Source organism: Thalassobius sp. Cn5-15, from assembly GCF_022347685.1.
GTDB lineage: Bacteria > Pseudomonadota > Alphaproteobacteria > Rhodobacterales > Rhodobacteraceae > Thalassobius.
Map to the genome: position 1 here is coordinate 493860 of NZ_JAKRGF010000001.1, position 26253 is coordinate 520112.

Sequence of the window (26253 nt, forward strand, 5' to 3'; positions counted from 1 at the left end):
ACATCCGTGAGCCAAGCGACACCTTCATCCAACCAAACAGACCAGACAGGACAGACCGATCACAGTGATCTGACGGACGCCACCGATCTGGAAGACATCGTCGCCGAATCCGACACCGGCGCGCGGACACCGCGCAACTGGTTCTCGGCCAAGGTTTTGTGGTTTGTACCGCTGTTGTGGTCGATCTATCAGCTCTGGATTGCTTCGCCTTTGCCGTTCACGCTGGGTATTGGTGTGTGGAATGACACCCAGACCCGCGCGATCCACCTTGGCTTTGCAGTTTTTCTGGCCTTTGTGGCCTTCCCCGCGTTTCGCACCAGCCCCCGCCATCACATCCCGTTGACCACGTGGATCACCGCCATTGTGGGCGCTATTGCCTCGTCCTATCTGGCGTGGAACTACGTCGATGTGGCCGCCCGTACTGGTCTGCCGAACACGCTGGATCTGGCCATGGCCGGTATCGGAATCGTGCTGCTGATGGAAGCAGCACGTCGTTCGCTGGGCTTCCCGCTGATGGGGGTTGCGATCTTCTTCCTCGCCTATGTTTTCTTTGGCTCCTGGTCCGGATTGCCAGAGATGGTGCAGTGGAAAGGCGCGTCCTTTAACAAGGCGATGAGCCACCTGATGCTCACCACCGAAGGTGTGTTTGGCGTGGCCCTTGGCGTGTCGTCTGGCTTTGTGTTCCTGTTCGTTCTGTTCGGCGCCCTGCTGAACCAGGCGGGTGCAGGCAACTACTTCCTGCAACTGGCGTTCGCGGCCCTTGGCCACCTGCGCGGCGGCCCCGCGAAAGCAGCGGTCATCGCATCCGCAGCCACCGGCCTGATTTCCGGCTCCGCGATTGCAAACGTTGTGACCACCGGCACCTTCACCATCCCGCTGATGCGCAAGGTCGGCTTCTCGCCTGCCAAGGCTGGCGCGGTTGAAGTATCGTCGTCGATCAACGGGGTTCTGACCCCGCCGGTGATGGGCGCTGTGGCCTTCCTGATGACCGAATATGTCGGCATCTCATACGTTGAAGTGGTGAAAACCGCCATCGTGCCTGCCGCGATTTCCTACATGGCGCTGGTCTACATCGTGCACCTCGAAGCGCTGAAGATGGGCATGAAAGGCTCCAGCCGTATGCACCCGGTCAAGTTCATGCTGGGCGCGATCTTCATCGTGGCGACCTCGATCGTTATTGGTGGCGGCACGCTGTGGCTGGCCGGTCAGATCGTGACACTGGCAAACAACGTGATTGGTCCGCTGGCAACACCGGTTCTGGTGGCTGGTCTGCTGATCGCCTATGTGGCGGCGGTAAAATACGCCGCTGGCCGTCCTGATCTTGAAACCAGCATCGACTCGATGCTGCACCTGCCACCTGCCCGTACCATCCTGAAGACCGGTCTGCATTACCTGCTGCCGATCCTGCTGCTGATGTACCTGTTGATGATCGAGCGTAAATCGCCCGGCCTCTCGGCCTTCTGGTCGTCGATGTTCATGCTGCTGATCCTGCTGACGCAAGACCCTCTGAAGGCGTTCTTCCGCAAGCAAGGCAGCGTCAGTGCAGCCTTCGCACACGGCCTGTCGCAAACTGTCGAAGGCATGATCATCGGTGCCCGCAACATGGTGGGTCTCGCCGCTGCAATGGGTCTGGCCGGTATCATCGTGGGCGCTGTGACGCTGACCGGTATCGGTCAGGTGATGGCCGAATTCGTTGAATTCCTGTCCGGCGGTAACCTGCTCGCAATGCTGTTCTTCGTCGCGCTGATCTCCATCGTGCTGGGCATGGGCCTGCCGACCACGGCAAACTACATTGTTGTCAGTTCGCTGATGGCGGGGGTTGTTGTGGAACTGGGCGCGCAGAATGGTCTGATCGTACCTCTGGTGGCCGTGCACATGTTCTGTTTCTACTTTGGTATCATGGCGGATGTGACCCCGCCCGTCGGCCTGGCCAGTTTCGCCGCCGCCGCGATTTCCAAAGGCGATCCCCTGCGCACCGGCTTCCAGGCGTTCTTCTACTCGATCCGGACCGCACTGCTGCCGTTCCTGTTCATCTTCAACACCGATCTGTTGCTGATCGACGTGGGACCGTTCCAGGCAATTGTGGTCTTTGTCACCGCGCTGATTGCGATGCTGCTCTTTGCGGCAGGCACGATGGGATATTTCCAGACCCGGTCGCGTCTGTGGGAAAGTGCCGCGCTGATCTTCTGTGCGTTCGTCCTGTTTAGGCCGGACTTCTTCCTCAACCAAATCGCGGATGAGTTTGAAACACGCCCCGCGACAGAGGTTTACACCCTTGCCGCAGCAGCGCCTGAAAACAGCGCCCTGCGCGTGCGACTGACGGGTGAAAACCTCGAAGGTGACATGGTGGATGCACGCTATCTGTTGCCACTGGGCGCAGCCGGTGGCGATGGTGTCACCCGTCTGACGGACAGTGCAGGGATCGAGTTCCGCGATGAAGACGGTCAGCTGTTTGTCGACAACATGACCTTCGGTGGTCCGGCAGAACAGCTGAAGATCGACTTTGACTGGCAAGTGGTCGAGGTAGAGGTAGAGGTAGAGGCAGATCGCCCACCGCAGGAAATCTTCTACCTGCCAGCACTGCTGATCCTTGGCGCCGTTTTCGCCATCCAACGTCGTCGCAAGGCGAAAACCGACCCTGAGGAGGCCCTGGCATGAAAACGGGTATGAAAACCGACATGAATAAGGCGCCCAAAAAGCCGACTGTTTTGGCAGCGATCGACCTCACCCAACCCGACGAGCAGAAGGCGGTCCTGAAACGGGCCCGCCAGCTGGCTGATCTGGAGGGGATCCGTCTGTCGGTGGTTACCGTGCTGCCCGATTTCCGGATGAGCATGGTCAGCACCTACTTCTCCGATGATCACACCCATGAGATCGTTGAAGAAAGCCGTGTTGCCCTGCACAAATTCATCGAGGACACCATCGGCGGCGACGATAAGGTGAAACATGTGATCCGCGTCGGCAAAACCTACGAGGAGATCCTGATCACCGCCGAGGATCTGCACGCACAGATTATCGTGGTGGGCGCGCACAAGCCCAATTTCCGCGACTACCTGATCGGCCCAAACGCCGCCCAGATCGCGCGTCACGCGCCCTGTTCGGTCTACATCGTGCGCTGAACGGCGCCCCATGATTAGCAAAACACATGCCGCCTGCCCCCACGGGGCAGGCGGTCGCCGTTTCGCCCCCTACCCGCGCGCCGCATCACACCGGAGGCTTTGACATGACCCGCGACAGTGCCACCCATGTGGCCTTCCTGATCTTTCCAGATTTCCCAATGGCCTGCCTCACTTCGGCGATTGAACCGCTGCGGGCCGCCAATGAAATTTCGGGCTGTCATGCGTTTTCGTGGACCGTTCTGTCTGAGGACGGCGCGCCGGTGACGGCCAGCGCCAACGTGATTTTCCAGCCCGATCAGGCGTTAGGTGACGGGATAAAACCTGACTACCTCTTTGTTCTCTCTGGCCCCGACGCCCTGTTTCACACCCCCAGCACTGGCAACGGTCACCTACGCTACCTCGCCCGTCACGGTGTGCAGATCGGTGCCGTCAGTGGCGGGGTGTTTCCGCTGGCAGCCTCAGGTCTGATGCTGAACCGCACCTGTTCGGTCCACTGGGCCTATCGGTCGGCGTTTGAGGCGGAATATCCCGACATTCCCATGAGCGACAACGTGATCGTCATTGACCGTAACCGCCTGACGGTGTCCGGCGCAGCGGCGATGTTTGACCTGATGTTGAGCCTGATCGAAGAGGCGCTGGATCCATCCGTGATGACCGAAGTGGCCTGTTGGTTTCAGCACCCGCTGGTGCGCACCGCCGGTGTCAGCCAAAGCGTCCCAGCGTTTAAGACCGGCACAGTGACCGATGATCTGCCGCAGGCCGTGGTCAGCGCCATCGAAGTATTTTCTCAAAACCTCGAAGATCCCCTCAGCATCGCGGATGTGGCCGATCAGGTCCGCGTCTCATCGCGCAAGCTGGAACGCCAGTTCAAAGCCGCTCTCGGACAAAGCCCCTTACACTATTACCGGATGCTGCGGATGAACGCAGCACGCCAGCAGGTTCTATACACCCGCAATAGCCTGACAGAGGTGGCGCAGGCGGTGGGCTATTCCAGTTCTTCTACCCTCACACGGCATTACCGCGAGGCATTTGGCCTGTCCCCGACCGAAGAACGACAAAAAATTAGCCGCTTCAAAATGGAAAATGGCCAGCCCTTCCCACTGCGCGACAGCTGATCGCAAGGGCACAAACAAAAACCGCCCGCGCTGTCACAGCCGGGCGGTTTTCTTTTCAGGTCGGGAAAGCGATCACTCGGCTTTCGATGCCTCGACCGAGATTTTCAGCTCAACTTCGTCGCTGACGAAGGGGGCAAATTGGCCGAGGTTAAATTCGCTGCGGATCACGGTGGCGGTTGCGTCAAAACCTGCCCATTCCTTGCCCGCCATCGGGTGGGTGCCGGTCTGGTTCAGTTTGGCATCCAGCACGATCGGTTTGGTGACGCCGTTCAGGGTCAGATCGCCCGTGATCTTTGCGGTGTCGTCGCCGGTTACCTCAATCGCGGTAGAGGAGAAAGAGACCACCTCATCGCCCTTGGCGTTGAAGAAATCGGGACCCATGAAGTGATTAAAACGTGCTTCCCAGCCGGTGAACATCGACGACAGCGGCATTGACACTGAAACGGAAGAAGCAGCCGGATCTTCCTGATCGAAGGAAATGTTGCCCTCAAAACCCGAGAACAGACCGTAGGTGGTCGAATAGCCCAGGTGGTTGTAGCTGAACACGATCTGGCTGTGGCTGGCGTCCAAAACGTAATCTTGCGCCGCGGCGGTTGCGGTGGTGGCAGCAGTGGCCAGCGACAGGGCGGCAGCGGCCGCGAACAGGGTGTTTTTCATAACGAAGTCCTCTTGGATCAAACAATTCCGATTGACGTTAAAGTGCCGGAATTTACCGACAAAGCAATCCCTGTCCCCGCCACAAGCTTTGCGCACTCATGCACAGAAATCACCCTATACAACAGCTACACACGAAGAAACGCACCATCTCAAATCCCTTCATGACGAAAAGGCCACCCTGACAGGCAGCCCTTCATTCCAATTCGCGGTAAAATTCAGTCATAAAATAAGGCGTTTTTGACGCCTCAGGCTGCGGTCAGCGGATGATCAAACAGCGCCTCTGCCTGCGCAGCAGCCAGCCGCATTTCCCGCACGCCGTCTGCGTCACGGATCAACACATCTCCGTTATCGTGCAATTTTTGCTCCGCACCGTGGAGGGAAAGACGGGCAATGGTGCGTTCGCTACCATCAGCATTGATCAACATCTGGCGCAGCTCGCCGCGCGCCTGATCAAGGGCATACCCCACCACCGGCGCCGTATCACGGCCTTTGCGAAACAGGGCAAAACCGCTGCCAATGAACACACAGGTCAATGCAGCGCGGATCAGCTGTGCCTCTGCGCTTTCCATTGCTTCGGGCACCAGCCATAGACCAAAGGCCGCCAGACATAAAACCACCCCCAAAAACACCATCACGCTGCGCAACAGCACCTCGTTATCGTTGGCATCCGTCACCGTCTTCAGTGTCTGACAGTGACGCAGGGTTTGCATCGGCGACTGCCCCGGCAACGTAGGCCGCGACACTTTGAAGGTCACATTGGTGGTCATGTCCATATCTGCACATCCTTGTCCCTATAGAGATCATCGCATCGGCTGGTCCGAGTGCACTGTAATCCGGTTTCCCCTGTGCTGCAGTTTTGGTAAGGGTTGGGGCAAAATTGGGGCACGAAAGAGGTGTTACCACGACAGCCTGTGCAGCCTGCTGGGCTCGTAGGACAACAGGGCAGCAAAGCCCCAAGAAAATAAAGCCCCTGCCCCACACGCAACCACTTGCCAGATCGTCCGATCCGTCGTAAAGGGGCGGACCTTCCGTAATTTAGTTGAACCGCGCAGTCTCTCGTGGATGGGTCGCGGAAGGTCAGGCCCTCCTATGAAATGCGCTTGAAATGAACTGGAGTTCACATGCCGTCTTATGAGCATGTCTTCATCTCGCGCCAGGACCTGTCCAACGCGCAAGCTGAAAGTCTCGTCGAACATTTTGGCACCGTACTGGCGGACAACGGCGGTAAAGTCGTTGAAAGCGAATACTGGGGCGTCAAAACGATGGCCTACAAGATCAACAAAAACCGCAAGGGCCACTACGCTCTGCTGAAAACCGACGCACCTGCGGCGGCTGTTCAGGAGATGGAACGCCTGATGCGTCTGCATGACGACGTGATGCGCGTTCTGACCATCAAGGTCGACGAGCACGCCGAGGGTCCTTCGATCCAGATGCAGAAACGTGACGAACGTGGCGATCGCCGCGAACGTCGTTCGTGATCTCAGCTAGGAAAGGACGCTAAATCATGGCAGCCAAACCGTTTTTCCGCCGTCGCAAAGTTTGCCCGTTCTCGGGTGAAAACGCGCCGAAAATCGACTACAAAGACACCAAACTGCTGCAACGCTACATCAGTGAGCGTGGCAAAATCGTGCCTTCGCGTATCACCGCCGTATCGGCCAAGAAGCAGCGTGAACTGGCCCGTGCCATCAAACGCGCCCGCTTCCTCGCCCTGCTGCCCTACGCTGTTAAGTAAGGAGAAAGCACATGCAAGTTATCCTTCTTGAACGTGTGGCCAAACTGGGCCAGATGGGCGACATCGTAGACGTTAAATCCGGCTACGCACGCAACTTCCTGCTGCCGCAAGGCAAAGCACTGACCGCATCGAACGCCAACAAGGCACAGTTCGACGCACAGAAAGCACAGCTGGAAGCACGCAACCTGGAAACCAAAAAAGAAGCCGAAGCACTGGGTGAAAAGCTGGACGGCCAGCAGTTCATCGTGATTCGTCAGGCTTCCGACGGTGGTAACCTCTACGGTTCCGTCACCCCGCGTGACGCCGCAGATGTTGCAACTGAAGCTGGCTTCTCGGTTGACCGTAAGCAGATTGTTGTTCTGGACCCGATCAAATCGTTGGGCCTGCACACTGTTGCAGTCGTTCTGCACCCCGAAGTGACCGTTCACATCGACCTGAACGTAGCCCGTTCGGACGAAGAAGCGGAACTGCAAGCCTCGGGTAAATCGATCCAGGAACTGGCAGCAGAAGCAGAAGCAGAAGCAGAGTTCGAAATCGCCAACCTGTTTGACGATATCGGCGCTGCTGCATCGGACGACGACGACGCCCCCGTGGCATCGGAAGAAGCCGAAGCCGAAGAGTAATCTTCGCCGCTTGAGCATTAAGAGGGCCGTTAGAGAGATCTGGCGGCCCTTTTCTATTGAGGCTTGCCCCCCTCTCGACTGAAGACCTGTCGTCTTGAACTACCGAAAGAGAGGAAAAATCTTACAAGCTTGTTCGACACAGAAACAGTTGCCGACCTTGTTGCGCCCATTGGCGGCATAGGGCGCTATCCCTGTGGTGTACATGCCTGCCCTCCGCTGCTGCATTTTGCATATATTGGCGCATGCTAGGGCCAATTCACCGGCGGTATTTATAGCGTCGCTTGGCGCTCAGGCTTCCAGTTCGGCATCCCAGTAGAGGTAATCCATCCAGCTATCATGCAGCATATTTGGCGGGAACTTGCGCCCGATGTTGTTCAACTCACCCGCCGTAGGCTGACGCGGCACTTTGCGCAGGGACATGCCGCAGCGGCTCAGGCTTTTGGATCCTTTGCGCAGGTTACAGGGCGAACAGGCCGCCACCACATTTTCCCAACTGGTGATCCCACCGGCCGCGCGCGGCACCACATGGTCAAAGGTCAGATCCCCACGGCAACCGCAGTACTGGCAGGAAAACTCATCCCTCAAAAACAAATTAAAGCGCGTGAAGGCCACGCGCTTTCTGGGTTTTACGTAATCTTTCAGCACCACAACCGACGGAATCCGTATTCGTGTACTGGGACTGGCAACATGGGCGTCATATTCGGCCACGATATCCACCCGATCCAACCAGACCGCTTTGATCGCCTCCTGCCAGGGCCATAAAGACAGCGGATAATAGGACAACGGGCGATAATCCGCGTTCAGCACCAACGCCGGGTGTTGTTTCAACGCGCCACGTTCGCGCACAAAATCATGCCTAAAATCGCCATCCATGAGGTCGCCCCCTTCTGCCCTAAATATAGCGCAGTTTACCAAGGGAGCCATAGGATCCCCTGATCCCTGCCTTAACAACCACTATATATCCCAAGAGAAACCAAACAACCCCCATGATATAGAGCTCTTAACCCCAGTGGTGATACAAGGACGTGACAGCCGTATGACGCTTGGACATTTAGCAAAACGTGACGCCCGGGCGGGCGTCACATCATGGGCGTCATTAACTCCACGTCCTCCCCCTCGCGCACAGCAGTGTAGAAACAGCTGCGGCGATTGGTGTGACAGGCAGGGCCAGTTTGGCGCACCAACACCAATAGGCAATCGCGATCGCAATCATAGCGGAAATCCACCAGTTCCTGCACGTTGCCGGAACTTTCTCCCTTGATCCAAAAGCTCTGACGCGAACGCGACCAGTAGGTCACCTTGCCCGTGTCCAAAGTGCGGGCCACGCTTTCCGCATTCATCCACGCCATCATCAGCACCTCATGGCTGTCCGCATCCTGAGCAATTGCAGGGATCAGCCCCTTGTCGTCGTATTTGAGTGTTGCCGGGTCGAAAGCCATCTGGAAAAACCTTTTGCATCTGCGCTACAGCTTCCTATCTATGGGGAACGCAAGCAAAGGAAAAGCCATGTCCGGCGATACCGACCTGATCAAACTCTATTCTGCCCGCATTCTGGAACTGGCCGCCGATATTCCCCATATCGATCCATTGGAAAGGGCCAATGGCAGTGCCAAGCGTCGTTCGCCCCTATGCGGGTCCAGCATTGCGGTTGAGTTGCAGCTGACAGACGGTCGGATCAGCGCCTTTTCTCAGGATGTTAAGGCCTGCGCGCTGGGGCAAGCCGCAGCTTCGGTTGTGGGCGCAGCGGTGATTGGCTGTGACCGTGCCACGGTGCAGACCGCGCGTGATCAGCTGAAGGCAATGCTGCAGACGGATGCCCCCGCACCTGAAGCGCCCTTTGACGAGCTGGTGGTTCTGACACCGGCACGCGAATATAAAAACCGCCATGCGTCGATCATGCTGGCGCTGGAGGCAACGCTGGAAGCGGTCGATCAGGCGCTCGCCCGCAAAAGCGCCTAGACGGGCGCCCCAGCTCCCCAAAATAAAAAGCCGCCGCACATTCTGTCAGGAATGGCGGCGGTACAGTTGCATGATCATGCGCAGTTCCACCCCGCCCCGGGAAGAGGCTTTCCAGTTGGACCGGCGATCCGCTGGGATGCAGATCGCTGTGGGACAGGCTGATCCGACGCAGGACGTCAGGGTCAAACAGGCAGGTCAAATACGCCGCATGGGGACAGGTGGCGCAGGCCGGGGTGGCATGATCAGGCAGGCAGATTGAAATCTGGAAAACAGATCAGGTCAGCAACGGCAGATGCAACCCAATCACAAACATGGCGACCAATGCGGCGGCACCGATGGTGTCGGCCAGCAAGGTGTCAGATGAACGAACGATGGCAGCTTTGATGTCGCGGATCATGATGTGATCTCCCTTCCCTCTCTCGTGTTGCTACTTTGTTCTCACATTACCCGAGTCGAGTAAAGAACTTTTTAAGAACATTTGCGAACAAATGTTCTCATCCAACCGTCAAAAGAAGTTAACCTACTGAAATCAAACGGATCGCCTGATCCTGCTGCATCAACCACAGAAGAATACGCGCTGCCTGTCCGCGCGCACTTTCCAATGTGGGATCATCATGCAGCAACTTGCGTGCATCGCTTTGTGCCACCGCCATCAAGGGGGCCTGTGTCTCCAGATCCGCCACGCGGAATCGGGGCAGACCAGACTGCGCCGTACCGATCAGATCGCCTGCACCGCGCATTTCCAGATCAACCTCTGAAATGCGAAACCCATCCTCTGTCTCGCGCAGAGTGGTCAGGCGACGTTCGCCGGTTTCATTCAGCGGCGCCTGATAGAGCAGCAGGCAGGTCGATTCCGCCGCGCCGCGCCCCACACGCCCCCGGAGCTGGTGCAACTGCGCCAGACCGAAACTTTCGGCGCGTTCAATCATCATAATCGTGGCGTTGGGAACGTTCACACCCACCTCGATCACAGTGGTCGCGACCAGCACGCTGGTGCGGCCTGCAACAAAATCTGCCATCGCCGCATCCTTGTCCGCCGCTGCCATCTGACCATGGACCATGCCGACAACGCCGTCACCCAAAACCGCGCGCAGATGTTTGAACCGCTCCTCTGCGGCGGTCAGGTCCATGACCTCACTCTCTTCGACCAAGGGGCAGACCCAATAGGCCTGTTTGCCCTCGGCCACCGCTTTGCGCAGGTGGTTCACCACCTCTTCCATACGAGAGGTCGAGACCATGGCAGTTTTAATCGGTTTGCGCCCCGGTGGCTTCTCATCAAGGATCGACACATCCATGTCACCATATTGCGCCAATGACAGCGACCGCGGGATCGGCGTTGCAGTCATTACCAGCACATCCGCCGCCGCGCCCTTTTTGCCCAGTTCCAGCCGTTGGCGCACACCAAAGCGATGCTGTTCATCCACCACCGCCAGCCGCAGATCACTAAATTCAACATCCTTTTGAAACACAGCATGGGTGCCAACCAGAATGTGAATATCCCCCCGCGCCAATGCGGCCAGTTTTGCCGCCCGCTCCTTGCCCTTATCCCGTCCGGTCAGCAGCTCCAGCACAACGCCCGCCTCTTCGGCCAGTGGCAAAAGGCCTTCCATATGCTGACGCGCAAGAATTTCGGTCGGGGCCATCATCACCCCCTGCCCGCCGCCCTCTACGGCCGTCAAGAGCGCCATGAAGGCAACCAGCGTTTTGCCCGCCCCCACGTCACCCTGCAACAGGCGGTTCATCTTGTGCGGCTGCGCCATATCGGCCTGAATTTCGCGGATCGCGCGGGATTGCGCGCCAGTGGGTTTATAGGGCAGCGACGCCAGAACCCGCGCTTGTCGTTTACCGGTGCCACGCGTCTCCTGCCCCTGCGCGCGTTTCAACTGGCTGCGCGCCAAGGCCAGCGTCAACTGATGCGCCATCAACTCATCATAGGCCAGCCGCTGGCGTGCAGGCGACGTGGCAGCCAGATCCTCCGCCCGCGTGGGCGAATGAACGGCGGCAATGGCATCGGCCCAATCCGGCCAGCCTTCACGGTTTTTCTGTTCAGGATCAATCCATTCCGGCAGTTCGGGCACACGCTTCAATGCCGACGTCACTGCCTTACCCATCTGCTTCAAACTGACACCCGCCGTCAGCGGATAGATAGGTTCAAAGGCGGGAATGTCCCCCACCGCCTCCACTGGCAGCATGTGATCGGGGTGCACCATCTGGGCAATACCGTCGAAAAACTCGACCTTACCGGACACCACACGCTCCGACCCTTCGGGAATCTGGTCCTGCAGATAGCTGCCGCGTGCGTGGAAAAACACCAACTGGAACGAGGTCTGCGCATCCTCCACCGTGATGCGATAAGCGCCGCCGCGATTGCGCGGCGCACGGTGCTGGCCAACGGTGACCTTGACGGTGATCACCTCTGGCAGGACCGCGCCCTGCACCGTGTCGCGCAGCGTTCTATCGACGCCGCTGTGGGGCAGATTATAGATCAGATCTACCGGGCGATGCACATCCAGTGCCGCAAGGTTCTGCGCCGTTTTAGGGCCCACACCTGCCAGCGTTTCCAGATCCGCAAACAGCGGATAAAGGGATTCAGGGCGCCCCGTCATTGTGACCCGATCATTTGCAGCCACTCATCCTCGGTCAGGATGGTGACGCCCAGATCACGGGCCTTCGTCTCCTTCGATCCAGCGCCCGGACCGGCGATCAGATAATCGGTTTTCTTGCTGACCGAGCCAGCGACATTGGCCCCCAAGGCTTCGGCCTGCGACTTTGCATCCGACCGTTTCATGTTAAGCGTACCGGTGAAGACCACCGTTTTGCCGCTGACCGCACTATCCGCAGCGGGGGCGTCAGGCGCAATGATCGTGGTCAACTGTTCAACCAACCGCTCAATCGCCGCGCGTTCTGCCGCGTTGGCCAGCGCATCGGTCAGCGATAGCGCAACAGAAGCCCCGACCCCATTGAGAGATATCATCTTCTCCCACGCCATCTTCGAGTCAACCGGAACATTGCAGCGGGCGATCGCACCGTCGCGCGTGGATTTGATCACTGCGCGACGCCCCTCTTTGGCAGCGGCGATCCGCTCCGCCTCTTCGGCAAGATCGGCCTGCCGATGGGCCAGTGCGGCATCACGGGCGCGGTCAGCGGTATCAATCAAACTGCCCCAATCGCCAAAATGCAGCGCCAGATCACGGGCCACGGTTTCGCCGACGTGACGGATACCAAGCGCGAAGAGCAAACGTTCAAACGGAATGTCCCGTTTCTCTTCAATAGCGTCAAAGAGGTTATTCGCACTTTGATCGCCCCATCCATCGCGGTTCTTCAGCCGTGCCAACTGTTTTTGATCGCGCGCCTTCAAGGTGAAGATATCCGCTGGCTCTTTGATCGCCAGCACCTCATCGCTATAAAATGCTTCGATCTGCTTGGCGCCGAGGCCTTCGATATTAAACGCTTTGCGAGAGACGAAATGCTTCATTTTCTCAACGGCTTGCGCCGCACAAATCATCCCACCTGTACAATAACGAACTGAGTCACCTTCTTCGCGCACCGCAACAGATCCGCAAACCGGACATTCCTCTGGGAACGTAAAAGGTGCACTATCCTCAGAGCGTTTCGTCAGATCCACATCCGCCAGTTTCGGGATCACATCGCCTGCACGATAGACTTGCACCCAATCGCCGATGCGGAAATCGCGGCCGCCACGGATCTCTTCACCTTTGGAATTGAGGCCGCGAATGTAATCCTCATTGTGTAACGTCGCGTTTGACACCACGACGCCCCCCACGGTGACCGGCGTCAGGCGCGCAACTGGTGACAGCGCACCGGTACGCCCAACCTGAATGTCGATGCCTTCCAAATGGGTCCAGGCCAGTTCGGCCGGAAACTTGTGTGCCACAGCCCATCGTGGCGTGGTAGACCGGAAGCCCAGGCGCGCCTGCTGATCCAGATCGTTCACCTTGTAGACCACGCCATCAATGTCATAGCCCAGATCGGCGCGCTGCTGTTCAATCAACCGATAATGCGCGATCAGCTCCTCCGCCGAGCGGCACACCTGTGTCAGTGCGTTGGTCTGAAACCCAAGCGCCGCCAGCCGTTCGATCGCCCCCATCTGCATGTTCGCCAGCGGCTCTGACACCTCCCCCCACGCATAGGCAAAGAAGCGTAGAGGGCGCGCGCGGGTAATTTCGGCATTGAGCTGTCGCAGCGAACCCGCCGCCGCATTGCGCGGGTTGGCGAAAGGTTTGCCACCGCGTTCCGCCTGTCGTTCATTCAACGCGAAAAAGTCCGCGTGAGACATATAAACCTCGCCCCGCACTTCCAGAACATCGGGGGCGCCCGTCAGAACCTGCGGAACATCGGCAATTGTGCGGGCATTGGCAGTGACGTTTTCACCGGTTTCGCCATCCCCTCTGGTGGCTGCAGAGACCAGTTGCCCCTGCTCATAGCGCAGCGACAGCGACAGCCCGTCAATCTTCGGCTCGGCGGTGAAGGACAGCGCCGCGCGTTCCAGCCCCAAATCCTTGGCGTTGCGCACCACAAAGGCACTGACGTCTTCATCCTCAAAAGCATTGCCCAACGACAGCATCCGCACCGTATGACGGATCTTGCCGAAACCGTCACCTGGGGCCGCCCCCACCTTATCAGAGGGCGAATCTGCACGTTTCAGTTCGGGAAACCGCGCCTCAATCGCGGCATTGCGACGCTTTAGTGCATCATAGTCCGCATCCGATATCTGCGGCTGATCTGCACCGTGGTAGGCGTCATTTGCCGCCCCCAAAACCTTTGACAGCCGTGCCAGTTCTGTTGCGGCCTGCGCCTGATCCAAATCCTCAACGGCGATATGCTGATCGTCTGCCATCGCTTTGCCCCCATCTTGGCCTGCGCCAGAGGGGGAAAGTCCCGAAACCCTGCGCAACGTTCGCGTCCTGTTCACTTAATGTGATAGGTCGCCACCGTGCCAAGGTCCAGAGCAGAAGCGCCAGCCTTTCCCAGTTCCTTCTGCGGCCTTAAGCTCGCATCGCCATATCGGGTGGCGGCAGGTCCTGCACCAACTCTTCCCCCTCTGGGCCGCGCAGGACGTAGCCGCGCCCCCAAACGGTATCAATATAGCTTTCGCCACCGGTCGCAGCGCTGAGTTTTTTGCGCAACTTACAGATAAAAACATCAATAATCTTTAGTTCAGGCTCATCCATGCCGCCGTACAGATGATTTAGGAACATTTCTTTCGTCAAGGTCGTGCCCTTGCGCAGCGAAAGCAGTTCCAGCATCTGATATTCCTTACCGGTCAAATGCACCGGCGTGCCCCCAACATCCACCGTCTTCGCATCCAGATTAACGTTAATCTTGCCGGTGCGGATCACCGATTGCGAATGTCCTTTAGACCGGCGAATAATCGCATGAATACGGGCCACCAATTCTTCGCGGTGGAAAGGTTTGGACAGATAATCATCTGCACCGAATCCGAAGCCTTTGATTTTGCTGTCAGTATCTGTTGACCCGGACAGAATCAAAATCGGTGTTTCAACCCGCGACAGGCGTATCTGGCGCAATACCTCATGCCCGCTGAGATCGGGCAAATCCAAATCCAGTAGGATCAGATCGTAATCATATAGCCGTGCAAGATCGACCCCCTCCTCCCCGAGGTCGGTCGTGTAAATATTCAGGTTCGCATGGGTCAGCATCATTTCGATGCTTTTCGCGGTCGTGGGGTCGTCTTCTACCAATAGTATACGCATCTCTCTCTCCAACAAAGAGTAGTCGAATCGGCGTCTGGGCTTTGCGCCTAAGGGGAATTTTCAACAAAAAGGTTAATTAATTCTTATTTATACAGCCATATGAATGCGCAAATCTACAACTTCCGATAGTTTTTTAAATGCGTCGCCTTCAATGCCCCTTCGCCGTGCACTGACATTGCGCTGATCCACTCCTGAAATTCATCTTCGGACAGGTTATACCGCTTGAGCGCATCTGCCTGCGTGATCAATCCATAAAGAACCCCCCGCACCACCGCCGCCTTGCGGCTGGCAACCCAGCGTGTCGTGTCCGGCGGCGGCAGGTCTGCCAACGTCATAAAGCGCCCGTCCGGCAGTGTGACCGCACGCGGCCCATCCAGCTTTTTCAAATACATATGCGCTCTCCTTCGTGTCGGGCCGCATGACAGAGCATCGCAGAAACGCGACATCCGATCAGACGCTCAGCGGACCAGACGCCCCGAACAAACGGTACGTTGATCCGCAGCAGCCCTTGATCTCGCTGCATTGGGTTCCAAATGTGTGGGAGAGCCCTTAACAGCTGGTGAAACACCCTCTTGAGAGTGCGCACAATTTTCATATATTCTCGCGGTCTTTCGTAAGGAGTCGTCAACGATGTTGGACCAACCCACTGACGTGAATTCCCTCGGGTTCGCCAAACCGCCCTCTGAAACCCGCGTGGTCGTGGCCATGTCAGGCGGCGTGGATTCGTCGGTCGTTGCGGCACAGCTGGCTGAGGAAGGTTATGACGTTGTGGGCGTGACCCTGCAGCTTTACGATCACGGTGCAGCACTGGCCAAGAAAGGTGCCTGTTGCGCGGGCATCGATATTCACGATGCACGACGCGTGGCAGAGGAAATGAATTTCCCACACTATGTCCTTGATTATGAAAATATCTTTCAAGAAGCCGTAATCGACGAATTCGCTGACAGCTATCTGGGTGGCGCGACGCCCGTCCCCTGTATCCGCTGCAATGAACGGGTGAAATTTAAGGACCTTCTGGAAACCGCCAAAGATCTGGAAGCCGACTGCATGGCCACGGGCCACTATATCCAGCGCAAGATGGGTGAAAATGGCCCTGAACTGCACAGCGCTGAAGATGCGAACCGTGACCAAAGCTATTTCCTGTTTTCCACCACGCCCGAGCAGCTGTCTTATCTGCGCTTCCCGCTTGGCCACTTGCCGTCGAAGGATGCGACCCGTGAACTGGCCGCCAAATATGGTCTGGCCGTGGCCGACAAGCCCGACAGTCAGGATATCTGCTTTGTTCCAGACGGGAACTACGCTTCTGTCATCGAAAAACTGCGCCCTGGCGCGGCTGAGCCGGGTCAGATCGTACATGTGGACGGTCGGATCCTGGGTGAACACCACGGCGTGATCCACTACACGATCGGCCAACGCCGTGGTCTGGGCATCGGAGGCCTGTCAGAGCCGCTCTATGTGGTGAAACTGGACGTGGACAACAAGCAGGTTGTCGTCGGCCCCAAAGAGATGCTGGCAACCCGTACCATTCCTGTACGGGAGATCAACTGGCTGGGGGATGACCCATTTACCTCGCAAAAGGAATGGCACCTGAAGGTCAAGGTTCGCTCCACCCGACCGCCGCGCGATGCGATTATCCGCCCGATCTCAAAGACAGAAGCAGAGGTGGAGCTTCTGACCCCCGAAGAAGGCGTCAGCCCCGGTCAGGCCTGTGTGTTCTATGCTGACGAAGGCAGCCGGATTTTCGGCGGTGGCTGGATCTGGAAAGGTAAATAAGCCTATAAAATTTCAATAAAAAACGCCGCAGAATGCTTGCGGCGTTTTTTGTTTGTCACTGCGGTATCGCCTGACGATCTGCGGGCATGGCACCCCGCACTGACGCCTCCATCGCGGCGGCCAGCGCCTTGCGGTTGGGGTAGGCATCCACCCGCACCGGCGGATGATAAACCACCTCAACCGATCCTTGCCGACGGGCGCCAAGCACCTTCAACAGGTGACTGCCGAAATCCATATCTCCCCACCAGCCATAGTACCGCGGATCAGCCCCATCCGGTGCGCAATAGATCACGGTGACCGGCTGGATATGCAGTTCATGGCGTAGATGTTCATGAAAGAACGCTTGAAACAACGTTGTTTTAAAAGGCAAAACGATCATCGAGTCGGTCGATGTGCCCTCAGGGAAAAACAGCAGCTTATGGCCCGCCAGCAGACGATCCTCAAAGATCTTCTGCTGCAGCTTCGCATCCTTGCGATCCCGCTTGATAAACACCGTACCAGTGGCGCGTGCCAGCCACCCAATGCCGGGCCAAGCCGCCACTTCGGCTTTGGAAACGAAGTAGATCCGCTTGATTGCGTTCAGGGTGAAAATATCCAACCATGACGAATGGTTGGCAACAATCGCGCCGCGTTCCTGCATTGGGCTGCCGCGATGACTGAACTTCATACCAAGGATGCGAAACGCGTTGCGGCAGACAAACTGCGTCAAGAAGGGCGTCAGCGGGCGACGCAGGCCAAACAGCGGACGCTCTGCCAAGCGGATCAGCAGCAGCAGTGCCAACCCGCCAAAGACCAGTGTGCCCAGCACAACGCCGCGCAGCAGTGCGCGAATAACCCCGCCAAAACCCAGTGGTTCGCGCGGTGGTTCAGGTGGCTTTTCCCAAATGATGTTCACCGCACAACCTCTTTAGTATAAATGTTTTTTTGTTTTTCGTTCATGCGTGAGGTGTCCATAATCAGACAGACATCAATGGTGTTAAACCCAAGATCGACAAAAGCACCATCGCCGACGAAACCACCCAGTCGCAGGTAAGCCTTGATCAACGCCGGCACCTGCACCATCGCACGGCGACGGTCCAGATCTGCAATCGCAACGCGATTCATATCCGCGTAGTGATCCGGCTGCGCCCTTACACGTAGCTCCATCGGCGCGAGGTGGTTGTGGTACAGCATTGCCAATGGCTGCGCCAACGCCTCCAGATCAGTGCCGTGAAAACTGGCCGTGCCAAACAGGATTTCAATATCATGCTCAAAGACATAAGCCGCCAAAGCGTTCCACAGATGGAACATCGCTGCACCGCCGCGATAGTCCACATCCAGACAGGACCGGCCCAGTTCCAACAAACGACGACCAGAGCTGCGTAGCGGCGTCAGGTCATATTCATCCTCTGAATAGAACTGCCCTGCGGCTTCTGCCTGATCATCACGTAGCAGGCGGTAGACACCAACAACCTGCTCATCCAATCCACCCTCATGGGCGTGGTCAATCAGGATCAGGTGATCAAAGAACGGATCAAAACGGTCCTTTTCCAGCCGCGCTTCATGATCAACATCCGCGCCGCCTGCCCCCAGTTCCTCGACAAAAACACGATAGCGAAGGCGCTGTGCGGCGCGCAATTCCTCTGCGGTTTCGACCAGTTTTGTCGAAAACTCCGGTTTATGCATGGTGTGCAACGCTCCTCACACTGGCGACGGACGTGCTGCTGCCGCCGGTTTCGACGTGGTTTTAGGCAAGGCCGTTGAGATTAGCAACAATTCGGGCGCCAATGGAATTGGCCTATACATAAATATCGATAAAGTATTTACTACTTAGTAACGATTTTTAGGTATCAAAGACCAGCTGAAGGTGCACGCGTGTACCATCAATCACAACTTTACCGGCTTCAGGGAAATTCACAGTGACTTTGCCGCCGATATTTGACTGAACCTGGCCGATACCCCAGTCGGGCTGTGTGGGATGTTTGACCCGCATCCCCGGCTCAAGAAAAGACGTTATATCACTCATGGTGGGCTCCTTTACCCCCTATGGGAGGAGGGATAGCAGTGACTACGGACACCGATATAGCCGAGCTGATCAGCGCGCGCATCTGTCACGATCTGGTCAGCCCCATCGGCGCCTTGGGGAACGGGGTGGAACTGCTGGAACTTGGCACCGGCAAATCGAACCCTGAAATGGAGTTGTTGCGCGAAAGCATCACGTTGGTCAATGCGCGTTTGCGGGTGTTCCGGCTGGCGTTCGGGCTGCCTTATGACGACCATCTAGTGCCGGCCGCAGAATTTGCGGCACTTTTGCCGCAGGTCGGGACCAATGCACGAATTTCGCACCATCTCAGCGCACCTGACATGATCCCTCAGGCGCAGGTACAGGCTGTCGCGCTGGTGTTGATGTGTTTGGAAACCGCGCTGCCATTTGGTGGCACTGTTGAAATCGCCGCACGCGAACACCAAAGCGATGCCTCCTCGCATATACGCTGGCAGATCAATGCGAAGAGTGATCGTTTGCAATGGGATAACAGCCGGTGGTTGCCACTGCTGCACGGCGACCCGCCGGAGGTATCAGCGCGGGATGTTCAATTTGCGCTACTGCCCGGCGCACTTAAGCGCCTTCACCGCACGTTGGATTTCGAACGCGGTGAAGACTGGGTCAGGCTGGCGTTTTAGGCGCGGGTGCTTCCGTCACCGACCACCAGGTATTTGAAACTTGTGAGCTGCGACGCCCCCACCGGACCTCGGGCATGCATTTTGCCGGTAGCGATGCCGATCTCAGCCCCCATGCCAAATTCGCCACCGTCGGCAAACTGGGTGGAGGCGTTGCGCATCAGGATCGCACTGTCCAAACGCTCAAAGAACCGGTCAGCAACGGCGTCGTCCTCGGCCAGCACACAATCGGTATGGCTGGAACTGTAGCGGCGAATGTGATCAATCGCACCATCGACGTCATCGACAACCTTCGCGGCAATGATGCTGTCGAGAAACTCTTTGCCCCAATCGTCGTCATTGGCGGCCAGTGTGCCATTGATTTGCAGGCCTGCGCCTGCGTGGACCTCAACACCGGCGTCGATCAGCATACGAATCAGATCCGCGCCCAGACCGTCCACAATATCGCGGTGGATCAGCAGGCATTCGGCGGCGCCACAGATGCCGGTGCGGCGGGTTTTGGCGTTGAGTACCACATCCAGCGCCTTTTGCGGATCTGCGGAGGCATCGACATAAATGTGCACGATCCCCTCAAGATGAGCAAAGACAGGCACCCGCGCCTCGCGCTGAACCAGCCCCACCAGCCCTTTGCCACCACGGGGCACAATCACATCCACATAATCGGTCATGGTCAAGAGTTCCTGCACCGCCGCACGGTCGCGGGTCGGGATCAGCTGAATCGCCGCCTCAGGCAGCCCGGCAGCGCGCAGTCCCTCAACCAGACAGGCATGGATCAGCGAGGAAGAGTGGAAGCTTTCCGATCCCCCGCGCAGGATCACCGCATTGCCTGCCTTCAGGCACAGGGCCCCGGCATCCGCAGTTACATTCGGGCGACTCTCATAGATCACCCCGATCACACCCAAGGGCGTGCGCACACGGCGGATGTTCAAACCGGTGGGACGATCCCATTCGGCCAGCACTTCCCCCACAGGATCGTCCTGCGCGGCGACCGCACGCAATCCATCAACGATTCCCTGAATACGGCCCTCATCCAGCAGCAGCCGGTCCATCATCGCATCTGACAGGCCTTTACCACGGCCAAAGTCCAGATCCTTGGCATTGGCGGCAATGATGTCGGCGCGTTTGGCCCAGACGGTGTCTGCCGCCACCTCCAGCGCCTTCTGGCGTTGGGCGGCTGGGGCGAAACCCAGCTCTGCTGCGGCAGCTTTGGCGCGCTGGCCAAGCTCTTGCATCATTGCGGGGATGTTTTCGCTGTCAGTCATCTGTCTGTTCCGTTTTGCAAAACTAAAAGAGCGGTTCAGGCGCCGTCAAAGCGCCATATCATCACGGTGGATCAGGGCCGCCCGACCCGGATATCCCAGCAGGCCTTCTATATCCTCTGACTGGTGGCCCCGGATTTTACCTGCCTCAACTGCATCATAGCGGGTTAGACCCTGTCCCAGCTTGTGGCCCTGCGGATCCAGAATAGCGACCGGGTCACCGCGACCAAATTCACCCGCCACAGCAGAGACGCCAGCCGGCAACAGGCTTTTGCCGCGCCCCAAGGCACCGGCAGCACCGGCATCGACTACGATCTCACCCTTCGGCTTCATCGCCGCAATCCAGCGCTTGCGGGCCTGTTGCGGATCCACCTGCGCGGTGAACCACGTGGCATTGGCCCCCTGTTCCAGCGCGGTCAGCGGGCGCAGAACCGATCCTTCGGTGATCGCCATCGAACACCCTGCCTTGGTCGCGGTTTTCGCGGCCATCAGTTTGGTGATCATCCCGCCCTTGGACAGGCCAGAGACACCGTCGCCAGCCATTGCCTCAATCTCGGGGGTGATATCATCGATCACATCATAGCGCACTGCACTGGGGTCAACCTGCGGATTGGCGCTATAAAAGCCATCCACGTCAGACAGCAGGATCAACTGATCCGCCCCCACGGTGACGGCAACCTGCGCGGCCAGACGGTCGTTGTCTCCGTAACGGATTTCGTCCGTTGCGATGGTATCGTTTTCATTGACGATCGCCACAACGCCGAGGCCGACCAACTGTTCCAGCGTCGCGCGGCTGTTGAGGTAACGGCGGCGGTCGGTGCTGTCTTCTAGCGTGACCAGCACCTGCGCCGTGGTGATACCAAAGGGCGCCAGCACCTCTTCGTAGGCGCGGGCCAGTCTGATTTGACCGACGGCGGCGGCGGCTTGGGATTGTTCCAGCGCCAGCTCAGTTGCAGGCAGGTCCAAAACCCCACGCCCCAACGCGATCGAGCCGGAAGAGACAAGGATCACATCCTTGCCCTGCCCTTTGAGCCAAGCCACATCCTGTGCCAGACCCTGCACCCAATCGTGGCGCAGCTGGCCGGTTTTACGATCCACCAGCAGCGCCGAGCCGATTTTAATGACCAGACGCCTCGCCGCGCTCAGGGATGCCACGTCTCTTCCTCACCGTCTTGGGCCAGTTGTTCCTGCTTGATCCGCAGTCGGTTGTCGTCGATCTGAGCGCGCAGCGCACGCAGCACATCTTCGGTGCCTTCCTGCGACACACCGGACATCAGCATGACAGGGCCGCCCACAACAGCCTCCAGCTCTTCCTTAAGGAAGGCGCGTTCTTCGTCGTCCAGCGTATCGATCTTGTTCAGCACCGTAATGCGTGGCTTTGCGGCCAGACCACCACCGTACGCTTCCAGCTCGCCAATGATGGTTTTATAGTCCTCAAGCAAAGTGCCCGACGAACCATCAACCAGATGCAGCAGTGCGGCGCAGCGCTCAACATGGCCAAGGAACAGATCGCCCAGACCACGGCCCTCAGACGCGCCTTCGATCAAACCGGGGATGTCAGCGACAACAAATTCTGCGCCATCCACACCCACAACGCCAAGGTTAGGGTGTAGCGTCGTGAAGGGGTAATCCGCCACCTTGGGACGCGCGTTTGATGTGGCCGCAAGGAAGGTCGACTTACCGGCGTTCGGCAAACCCAACAGGCCCACGTCTGCAATCAGTTTCAGGCGCAGCCAAAGGGTCCTCTCCACCCCTTCCAGACCGGGGTTTGAGCGACGCGGTGCCTGATTGGTCGAGGATTTGAAATGCAGGTTACCCCAACCGCCATTGCCGCCCTTGGCCAGCTGCACGCGCTGGCCAAGTTCGGTCATATCGGCAATCACCGTTTCCTGATCCTCATCCAGAATTTCAGTGCCCACCGGCACCTTCAGGATGATGTCCGCACCATCTGCGCCGGTGCGCTGGTTACCCATGCCCGGACGGCCGTTATCAGCGAAGAAGTGTTGCTGATACCGGAAGTCGATCAGCGTGTTCAAACCATCCACGGTTTCAGCCCAGACAGTACCGCCTGTGCCACCATCGCCACCATCGGGGCCGCCATATTCGATGTACTTCTCACGGCGGAAGCTGACACAGCCGTTGCCGCCGGAACCCGAACGAATATAGACCTTTGCGAGATCAAGAAATTTCATGACTGTCTCCTAGCGCAAAGGTCGCGGGATGCACAAGCATGCACATCCCCCTTTGCTTACGCCTGTTTTGGTTTTTCACCGGCGTGTAGTTTTTTCAGGTAAGTCCAGGTGGCCATATTGGCGCCGCGGGCAACCGAAAAGGTTTCCGCATCCCCCAAATATTCAAAACCGCAGTTGGTCAGCACACGGGCCGAGGCCGGATTGTCCTGAAACACCTCGGCAAACACGGTTTCCGCGCCATGCGGGTTTGCCTCCAACAGAGCCGTAACAGCGGCAGAAGCAATCCCATTATTCCAATGCGGCGGCGCCACCCAGAAACTGATCTGGCTCTGACCGCGATCCATTTCCTCTAACCCGATCAGCCCCATTACCTCGCAGCCGCCCACATGGGTGCCGTCGATGGCCCACATGTCTTCTGACCGTTCATCGTCTAATGCGCGATCAACAAAGGCATCAATCGCCCCCGGCGGCAACGGATGCGGGATTGTACGGGTATTGCGCGCAACCCGCAGGTCGGCGCTGTTCATCTCAATGAGACCCTTGTCCGATTTGCGCAAGGGGCGCAGCACGAACCGGTCTGTTTCAATCGCCGCCTCCAGCGGCTGCTTGTCGAGCATCATATCAAACACTCCTCCAACTAAAACGCATCAACCTGGGCCAGCCTGCCTGTGCTGCGGCCTCCTCTTGCCGTGTTGCCGACCCCGCAGAGGGGATTTCCGATCAACCTGCGCGGCATCTAACCCGCTGATGTATCAAACAGATGGCAATCCGCCCTGCAAAAGCAAGTCACACTGCCAAAAACTCTTGTGAACTTAAAACCTTATCGGCATCGCCCGCGCCCAAACGGGCCAAATCAACAAAAGAGAAAGGGGACCGGCTTTCGCCGATCCCCCAATTTGCTTAACGCGAAACCGATCGGCTTACTCAGCGGCCTCCGCCACTGGCAGAACAGAAACGAAGGTACGTTTCTTCAGACCTTTGTGGAAGGTCACTTTGCCTTCGACGGTAGCAAAGAGGGTGTGGTCTTTGCCCATGCCGACGCCTTCACCCGGCCACATCTTGGTACCGCGCTGACGCACGATGATGTTGCCCGGAATTGCGGCTTGGCCACCGTAGAGTTTTACGCCAAGGCGGCGACCAGCTGAGTCGCGACCGTTACGGGATGAACCGCCAGCTTTTTTATGTGCCATGAGGTGTCTCCTAAAGCTCTACTTATTTCGCCAGTTCAGCGGCTTGCTCAACCCATTCGGGTTTCACTTTGACGTCCGAAGATGCGGCGTCAACAGCGGCCAGCTGTGCGAAGGTGGTGATGCCGGCTTCGGCCAGCTTTTTAGCGGCTGCGGGACCAACACCGGTGATCTGGGTCAGATCGTCGGCTGCGCCTGCGGCTGCTTCGGCTTTTGCGGCTGCGGGCTTGGCTGCGGGTGCTGCTGCAACCGAACCTGCGCCTACGGCTGCTTTCACGCCCGACTTCTCTGCGCCTGCGGCCAGAATGTCGGTTACCTTGATCAGGGTCAGTTGCTGACGGTGACCTTTGGTACGCTTGGAGCTGTGCTTACGACGACGCTTCACGAAGTGGATCAGCTTTTCGCCTTTGATCTGGTCAACAACTTCGGCCTGAACAGCCGCGCCGTCTACCAGAGGTGCGCCAACAACCATGTTGTCGCCACCCAGCATCAGAATCTCGTTGAATTGGATAGTTTCACCTGCATCGGCAGCCAATTTTTCCACGCGGAGGATATCACCCGCCTGAACTTTGTACTGCTTGCCGCCGGTTTTCAGAACCGCAAACATTTGCATTTCCTTCAGTTTCCGCGTTCTATGGTCCCCGTTTCGGGCGTTCATGCTACAGGCATTTCATCCTGCACCACCGCGAACTGCGTGCCCCTCTCAGGGCGATATTACAACAAAACAGGGCAGAGTTACCCCTGCCCTAGAGTGCGCTTATTGTAGGTCGCAGGGGATAAGTCAACAGTTTCTTGCGGCAAAGAGGCAGAATGCCCCCTTATTTTCTTGCGTCTTTGCGCCGCCAGCACGCCTAGATACACCCCCTACAGTGTCTGCCCTTGCATCTGCCGCGCAATCGCGACGCCCAGCGACAGCGAAATCGCCCCATACATATTGTCAAAGCCAGCAAAGAGCGCGCGGTTCATTGCTGCCCCCTCTTTGGTCCCGGACAGCGCGACATAGGCCTGAACCTCCTCGACACTCAGCGGTTGGTAGGCCAGCGTCAAAAATGCATAGATCCATTCGCGGCTGTCGGCGCGGGTCTCCTCCTCCTGCGCCCAGACATCGGCCAGAATATCGCCCTCACTCATCTGAAAGGCACCACCCTGCACCAACCCGCGCATGAACATGTAATTGGAGTTGAGCGCGCCGGTGACATTCATTTCCACCAGATCGTTCTGTTCGACAAAGGCGTCAATTGCGCCGAGGTGGTCATCAAAAGGTGCCGCAATATCGCGCACCTGCTCACGCGCAGCCTCTTCGACCGCATCATCCATAAAGGCACGCCGCGCCGCCAGCTCCAGCCCGACAATTCGCTTGCCTGCCTCACTGTTAAAGAAGTCCAGCAAAGGCGCCGCGTCCGTATCGCCAAAGCTTTCCTCAAACCCACTGCGCATCAGGGCGCGCAGATCATCGGGATTGTGCAGATCAGCCACCACCGCCTGCCACACCGGATCGCTGCCGCCGGGCAGCATCTGTTCAGCCAGCTCATCGCCGTACGCCACACCCTCATCGCGCAGCATGCCCAGCATTTCGGGCATACCCAGCGCCTCAAACAAAGCATCAATTTGCGCGCCCCGCGCCACCTGCGCCGATGCAGGCAGCCCCGCTATGATGATCAAAAGCGCTGCCATCAATAGGTTGCGCAGCACATCCGCACCCCGCCTGATCGTAGAAATGATATGGTGCACGCTCTGTCCTTCCTAAACTCAATGCCGACCGCACGGCTGCCTCAGGGACGATGTCCGACACGTCGGTGTGACTTAAAGCACTTCGCCCAAGGCAGCATGCCGTTCGCCTAACGGACACTATGCCCCAGCACGCCGTGCACTCAACCCGCAGACTGGCCCACGACGGTAAAGACTTCGCGAAGCGTGGCACGACTATGGGCAAAAATCGCCCCCACCACACAGAGTTAAGACAAAACGCTACCGTTTCCAGCCACGCTCTGTGCCCACTGGCCACAATGCAACGCCAGTGCACGCGAAAAAAGTGCACGCGAAAAACTTTTACAAAAGTCCAAAAAGCCCCTTGCCCCCCACAACATTACTCTTTAAATCGCCCCTCACCAAGACCACGGTCTCAGCGGACGGAGAGGTGCCGGAGTGGTCGAACGGGGCGGTCTCGAAAACCGTTGTGGGTGCAAGCCCACCCAGGGTTCGAATCCCTGTCTCTCCGCCACAACTCCACCCTTTTTAAAAAAT

General features: G+C 57.9%; 28 protein-coding genes and 1 tRNA gene. 10 read left to right on the forward strand and 19 right to left on the reverse strand.

Annotation, left to right across the window (positions count from 1 at the left end):
* The first annotated feature begins 6 nt into the window (after positions 1-6).
* The 3 genes from MHM86_RS02330 (at position 7) to MHM86_RS02340 (ending at position 4234) form a co-directional block, all read left to right on the forward strand.
* Complete coding sequence (locus tag MHM86_RS02330; RefSeq protein WP_370643994.1) at positions 7-2658, forward strand: TRAP transporter permease; 2652 nt, start codon at positions 7-9, stop codon at positions 2656-2658.
* A complete protein-coding gene (locus MHM86_RS02335; RefSeq protein ID WP_239195317.1) occupies positions 2655-3119 on the forward strand; it encodes a universal stress protein in 465 nt (154 codons plus the stop codon). Before MHM86_RS02330 ends, MHM86_RS02335 begins: the two co-directional genes overlap by 4 nt.
* Positions 3120-3223: 104 nt before the next feature.
* Positions 3224-4234, forward strand: coding sequence for a GlxA family transcriptional regulator (locus tag MHM86_RS02340; RefSeq protein ID WP_239195319.1), 1011 nt, complete (start codon positions 3224-3226; stop codon positions 4232-4234).
* Positions 4235-4306: 72 nt separating this feature from the next.
* On the opposite strand, the gene MHM86_RS02345 is transcribed toward MHM86_RS02340, so the two are convergent.
* Both MHM86_RS02345 and MHM86_RS02350 read right to left on the reverse strand, forming a co-directional pair.
* The gene (locus tag MHM86_RS02345; protein ID WP_239195321.1) at positions 4307-4891 is read right to left on the reverse strand and encodes a YceI family protein; all 585 of its coding nucleotides are present in this window, start codon (positions 4889-4891) and stop codon (positions 4307-4309) included.
* A gap of 245 nt (positions 4892-5136) precedes the next feature.
* Positions 5137-5664: a hypothetical protein gene (locus MHM86_RS02350; RefSeq protein ID WP_239195323.1), complete on the reverse strand. Its 528-nt coding sequence runs from the start codon at positions 5662-5664 to the stop codon at positions 5137-5139.
* 348 nt (positions 5665-6012) lie between these two features.
* On the opposite strand from MHM86_RS02350, the gene rpsF reads away from it, so the two are divergent.
* Genes rpsF through rplI form a run of 3 tightly spaced genes read left to right on the forward strand, consistent with a single transcriptional unit; the run spans position 6013 to position 7246 of the window.
* Entirely contained in the window at positions 6013-6369 is a 357-nt protein-coding gene (gene rpsF / locus MHM86_RS02355; RefSeq protein ID WP_239195325.1) for a 30S ribosomal protein S6, read from the forward strand.
* 26 nt (positions 6370-6395) lie between these two features.
* Positions 6396-6623 (forward strand): 30S ribosomal protein S18, encoded by a 228-nt coding sequence (gene rpsR, locus MHM86_RS02360; RefSeq protein WP_009805008.1) that lies wholly within the window; start codon positions 6396-6398, stop codon positions 6621-6623.
* Positions 6624-6634: 11 nt separating this feature from the next.
* A complete protein-coding gene (rplI, locus tag MHM86_RS02365) occupies positions 6635-7246 on the forward strand; it encodes a 50S ribosomal protein L9 (protein ID WP_239195327.1) in 612 nt (203 codons plus the stop codon).
* A gap of 288 nt (positions 7247-7534) precedes the next feature.
* Here rplI and MHM86_RS02370 read toward each other — a convergent pair whose 3' ends face one another.
* Positions 7535-8119: an HNH endonuclease gene (locus tag MHM86_RS02370; RefSeq protein WP_239195329.1), complete on the reverse strand. Its 585-nt coding sequence runs from the start codon at positions 8117-8119 to the stop codon at positions 7535-7537.
* A 206-nt stretch (positions 8120-8325) separates the two neighbouring features.
* Positions 8326-8685, reverse strand: coding sequence for a phosphoribosyl-AMP cyclohydrolase (gene hisI / locus MHM86_RS02375; RefSeq protein WP_239195332.1), 360 nt, complete (start codon positions 8683-8685; stop codon positions 8326-8328).
* Between the two features lie 67 nt (positions 8686-8752).
* Between hisI and MHM86_RS02380 the strand changes: the two genes are divergently transcribed.
* Positions 8753-9205, forward strand: coding sequence for an iron-sulfur cluster assembly scaffold protein (locus MHM86_RS02380; protein ID WP_239195334.1), 453 nt, complete (start codon positions 8753-8755; stop codon positions 9203-9205).
* Positions 9206-9479: 274 nt separating this feature from the next.
* On the opposite strand, the gene MHM86_RS17005 is transcribed toward MHM86_RS02380, so the two are convergent.
* The 5 genes from MHM86_RS17005 to MHM86_RS02400 form a co-directional block, all read right to left on the reverse strand.
* Positions 9480-9602, reverse strand: coding sequence for a hypothetical protein (locus tag MHM86_RS17005; RefSeq protein WP_255722996.1), 123 nt, complete (start codon positions 9600-9602; stop codon positions 9480-9482).
* Between the two features lie 118 nt (positions 9603-9720).
* Positions 9721-11811: an ATP-dependent DNA helicase RecG gene (gene recG, locus MHM86_RS02385; RefSeq protein ID WP_239195336.1), complete on the reverse strand. Its 2091-nt coding sequence runs from the start codon at positions 11809-11811 to the stop codon at positions 9721-9723.
* Positions 11808-14063: an NAD-dependent DNA ligase LigA gene (ligA, locus tag MHM86_RS02390; protein ID WP_239195339.1), complete on the reverse strand. Its 2256-nt coding sequence runs from the start codon at positions 14061-14063 to the stop codon at positions 11808-11810. Before ligA ends, recG begins: the two co-directional genes overlap by 4 nt.
* 148 nt (positions 14064-14211) lie before the next feature.
* On the reverse strand, positions 14212-14940 hold the full coding sequence (ctrA, locus tag MHM86_RS02395; RefSeq protein ID WP_239195341.1) for a response regulator transcription factor CtrA: 729 nt from the start codon (positions 14938-14940) through the stop codon (positions 14212-14214).
* A 113-nt stretch (positions 14941-15053) separates the two neighbouring features.
* Positions 15054-15332 (reverse strand): DUF1153 domain-containing protein, encoded by a 279-nt coding sequence (locus MHM86_RS02400; protein ID WP_239195345.1) that lies wholly within the window; start codon positions 15330-15332, stop codon positions 15054-15056.
* Between the two features lie 238 nt (positions 15333-15570).
* Here MHM86_RS02400 and mnmA point away from each other — a divergent pair, with 238 nt between their 5' ends.
* Positions 15571-16713 (forward strand): tRNA 2-thiouridine(34) synthase MnmA, encoded by a 1143-nt coding sequence (gene mnmA, locus MHM86_RS02405; protein WP_239195346.1) that lies wholly within the window; start codon positions 15571-15573, stop codon positions 16711-16713.
* Positions 16714-16768: 55 nt separating this feature from the next.
* Here the strand turns inward: mnmA and MHM86_RS02410 are convergent, their stop codons facing one another.
* The 3 genes from MHM86_RS02410 to MHM86_RS02420 all read right to left on the reverse strand — a co-directional run bounded on the left by MHM86_RS02410 (position 16769) and on the right by MHM86_RS02420 (position 18718).
* On the reverse strand, positions 16769-17602 hold the full coding sequence (locus MHM86_RS02410; protein ID WP_370644054.1) for a lysophospholipid acyltransferase family protein: 834 nt from the start codon (positions 17600-17602) through the stop codon (positions 16769-16771).
* A 2-nt stretch (positions 17603-17604) separates the two neighbouring features.
* Complete coding sequence (locus tag MHM86_RS02415) at positions 17605-18378, reverse strand: GNAT family N-acetyltransferase (protein WP_239195349.1); 774 nt, start codon at positions 18376-18378, stop codon at positions 17605-17607.
* 157 nt (positions 18379-18535) lie between these two features.
* Positions 18536-18718 carry a DUF3553 domain-containing protein gene (locus MHM86_RS02420; protein ID WP_239195351.1) on the reverse strand — a complete coding sequence of 61 codons (183 nt, stop codon included), beginning with the start codon at positions 18716-18718 and terminating at the stop codon, positions 18536-18538.
* Between the two features lie 38 nt (positions 18719-18756).
* Between MHM86_RS02420 and MHM86_RS02425 the strand changes: the two genes are divergently transcribed.
* Complete coding sequence (locus MHM86_RS02425) at positions 18757-19374, forward strand: histidine phosphotransferase family protein (protein ID WP_239195353.1); 618 nt, start codon at positions 18757-18759, stop codon at positions 19372-19374.
* Here MHM86_RS02425 and MHM86_RS02430 read toward each other — a convergent pair.
* The 7 genes from MHM86_RS02430 to MHM86_RS02460 form a co-directional block, all read right to left on the reverse strand.
* The gene (locus MHM86_RS02430) at positions 19371-20633 is read right to left on the reverse strand and encodes a glutamate-5-semialdehyde dehydrogenase (RefSeq protein WP_239195354.1); all 1263 of its coding nucleotides are present in this window, start codon (positions 20631-20633) and stop codon (positions 19371-19373) included. The genes MHM86_RS02425 and MHM86_RS02430 overlap by 4 nt on opposite strands.
* A gap of 45 nt (positions 20634-20678) precedes the next feature.
* Positions 20679-21785 carry a glutamate 5-kinase gene (gene proB / locus MHM86_RS02435; protein ID WP_239195359.1) on the reverse strand — a complete coding sequence of 369 codons (1107 nt, stop codon included), beginning with the start codon at positions 21783-21785 and terminating at the stop codon, positions 20679-20681.
* Positions 21773-22822, reverse strand: a complete 1050-nt coding sequence (gene obgE, locus MHM86_RS02440) for a GTPase ObgE (protein ID WP_239195360.1) — start codon at positions 22820-22822, stop codon at positions 21773-21775. The genes proB and obgE overlap by 13 nt, the downstream gene beginning before the upstream one ends.
* 56 nt (positions 22823-22878) lie before the next feature.
* Positions 22879-23442 carry a GNAT family N-acetyltransferase gene (locus MHM86_RS02445; protein WP_239195362.1) on the reverse strand — a complete coding sequence of 188 codons (564 nt, stop codon included), beginning with the start codon at positions 23440-23442 and terminating at the stop codon, positions 22879-22881.
* 300 nt (positions 23443-23742) lie between these two features.
* Positions 23743-24012 carry a 50S ribosomal protein L27 gene (gene rpmA, locus MHM86_RS02450; protein WP_058317267.1) on the reverse strand — a complete coding sequence of 90 codons (270 nt, stop codon included), beginning with the start codon at positions 24010-24012 and terminating at the stop codon, positions 23743-23745.
* A 22-nt stretch (positions 24013-24034) separates the two neighbouring features.
* Positions 24035-24616, reverse strand: coding sequence for a 50S ribosomal protein L21 (locus tag MHM86_RS02455; RefSeq protein WP_239195364.1), 582 nt, complete (start codon positions 24614-24616; stop codon positions 24035-24037).
* Between the two features lie 257 nt (positions 24617-24873).
* Complete coding sequence (locus MHM86_RS02460; RefSeq protein WP_239195366.1) at positions 24874-25740, reverse strand: DUF2059 domain-containing protein; 867 nt, start codon at positions 25738-25740, stop codon at positions 24874-24876.
* 400 nt (positions 25741-26140) lie between these two features.
* Between MHM86_RS02460 and MHM86_RS02465 the strand changes: the two genes are divergently transcribed.
* Positions 26141-26230, forward strand: a tRNA-Ser gene (locus tag MHM86_RS02465).
* Positions 26231-26253 lie beyond the last annotated feature (23 nt).

What these genes read in the sequence shown, in the direction of transcription:
- MHM86_RS02420 (WP_239195351.1), bottom strand. Translation starts at nt 18,718, where the DNA reads ATGAGTGATATAACGTCTTTTCTTGAGCCGGGGATGCGGGTCAAACAT.
- MHM86_RS02445 (WP_239195362.1), bottom strand. Translation starts at nt 23,442, where the DNA reads ATGATGCTCGACAAGCAGCCGCTGGAGGCGGCGATTGAAACAGACCGG.
- MHM86_RS02345 (WP_239195321.1), bottom strand. Translation starts at nt 4,891, where the DNA reads ATGAAAAACACCCTGTTCGCGGCCGCTGCCGCCCTGTCGCTGGCCACT.
- ctrA (WP_239195341.1), bottom strand. Translation starts at nt 14,940, where the DNA reads ATGCGTATACTATTGGTAGAAGACGACCCCACGACCGCGAAAAGCATC.
- ligA (WP_239195339.1), bottom strand. Translation starts at nt 14,063, where the DNA reads ATGGCAGACGATCAGCATATCGCCGTTGAGGATTTGGATCAGGCGCAG.
- MHM86_RS02350 (WP_239195323.1), bottom strand. Translation starts at nt 5,664, where the DNA reads ATGGACATGACCACCAATGTGACCTTCAAAGTGTCGCGGCCTACGTTG.
- MHM86_RS02400 (WP_239195345.1), bottom strand. Translation starts at nt 15,332, where the DNA reads ATGTATTTGAAAAAGCTGGATGGGCCGCGTGCGGTCACACTGCCGGAC.
- MHM86_RS02380 (WP_239195334.1), top strand. Translation starts at nt 8,753, where the DNA reads ATGTCCGGCGATACCGACCTGATCAAACTCTATTCTGCCCGCATTCTG.
- MHM86_RS02415 (WP_239195349.1), bottom strand. Translation starts at nt 18,378, where the DNA reads ATGCATAAACCGGAGTTTTCGACAAAACTGGTCGAAACCGCAGAGGAA.
- MHM86_RS17005 (WP_255722996.1), bottom strand. Translation starts at nt 9,602, where the DNA reads ATGATCCGCGACATCAAAGCTGCCATCGTTCGTTCATCTGACACCTTG.
- rpsR (WP_009805008.1), top strand. Translation starts at nt 6,396, where the DNA reads ATGGCAGCCAAACCGTTTTTCCGCCGTCGCAAAGTTTGCCCGTTCTCG.
- MHM86_RS02430 (WP_239195354.1), bottom strand. Translation starts at nt 20,633, where the DNA reads ATGACTGACAGCGAAAACATCCCCGCAATGATGCAAGAGCTTGGCCAG.
- mnmA (WP_239195346.1), top strand. Translation starts at nt 15,571, where the DNA reads ATGTTGGACCAACCCACTGACGTGAATTCCCTCGGGTTCGCCAAACCG.
- rpsF (WP_239195325.1), top strand. Translation starts at nt 6,013, where the DNA reads ATGCCGTCTTATGAGCATGTCTTCATCTCGCGCCAGGACCTGTCCAAC.
- rpmA (WP_058317267.1), bottom strand. Translation starts at nt 24,012, where the DNA reads ATGGCACATAAAAAAGCTGGCGGTTCATCCCGTAACGGTCGCGACTCA.
- recG (WP_239195336.1), bottom strand. Translation starts at nt 11,811, where the DNA reads ATGACGGGGCGCCCTGAATCCCTTTATCCGCTGTTTGCGGATCTGGAA.
- MHM86_RS02455 (WP_239195364.1), bottom strand. Translation starts at nt 24,616, where the DNA reads ATGTTTGCGGTTCTGAAAACCGGCGGCAAGCAGTACAAAGTTCAGGCG.
- hisI (WP_239195332.1), bottom strand. Translation starts at nt 8,685, where the DNA reads ATGGCTTTCGACCCGGCAACACTCAAATACGACGACAAGGGGCTGATC.
- MHM86_RS02340 (WP_239195319.1), top strand. Translation starts at nt 3,224, where the DNA reads ATGACCCGCGACAGTGCCACCCATGTGGCCTTCCTGATCTTTCCAGAT.
- MHM86_RS02370 (WP_239195329.1), bottom strand. Translation starts at nt 8,119, where the DNA reads ATGGATGGCGATTTTAGGCATGATTTTGTGCGCGAACGTGGCGCGTTG.
- MHM86_RS02335 (WP_239195317.1), top strand. Translation starts at nt 2,655, where the DNA reads ATGAAAACGGGTATGAAAACCGACATGAATAAGGCGCCCAAAAAGCCG.
- obgE (WP_239195360.1), bottom strand. Translation starts at nt 22,822, where the DNA reads ATGAAATTTCTTGATCTCGCAAAGGTCTATATTCGTTCGGGTTCCGGC.
- rplI (WP_239195327.1), top strand. Translation starts at nt 6,635, where the DNA reads ATGCAAGTTATCCTTCTTGAACGTGTGGCCAAACTGGGCCAGATGGGC.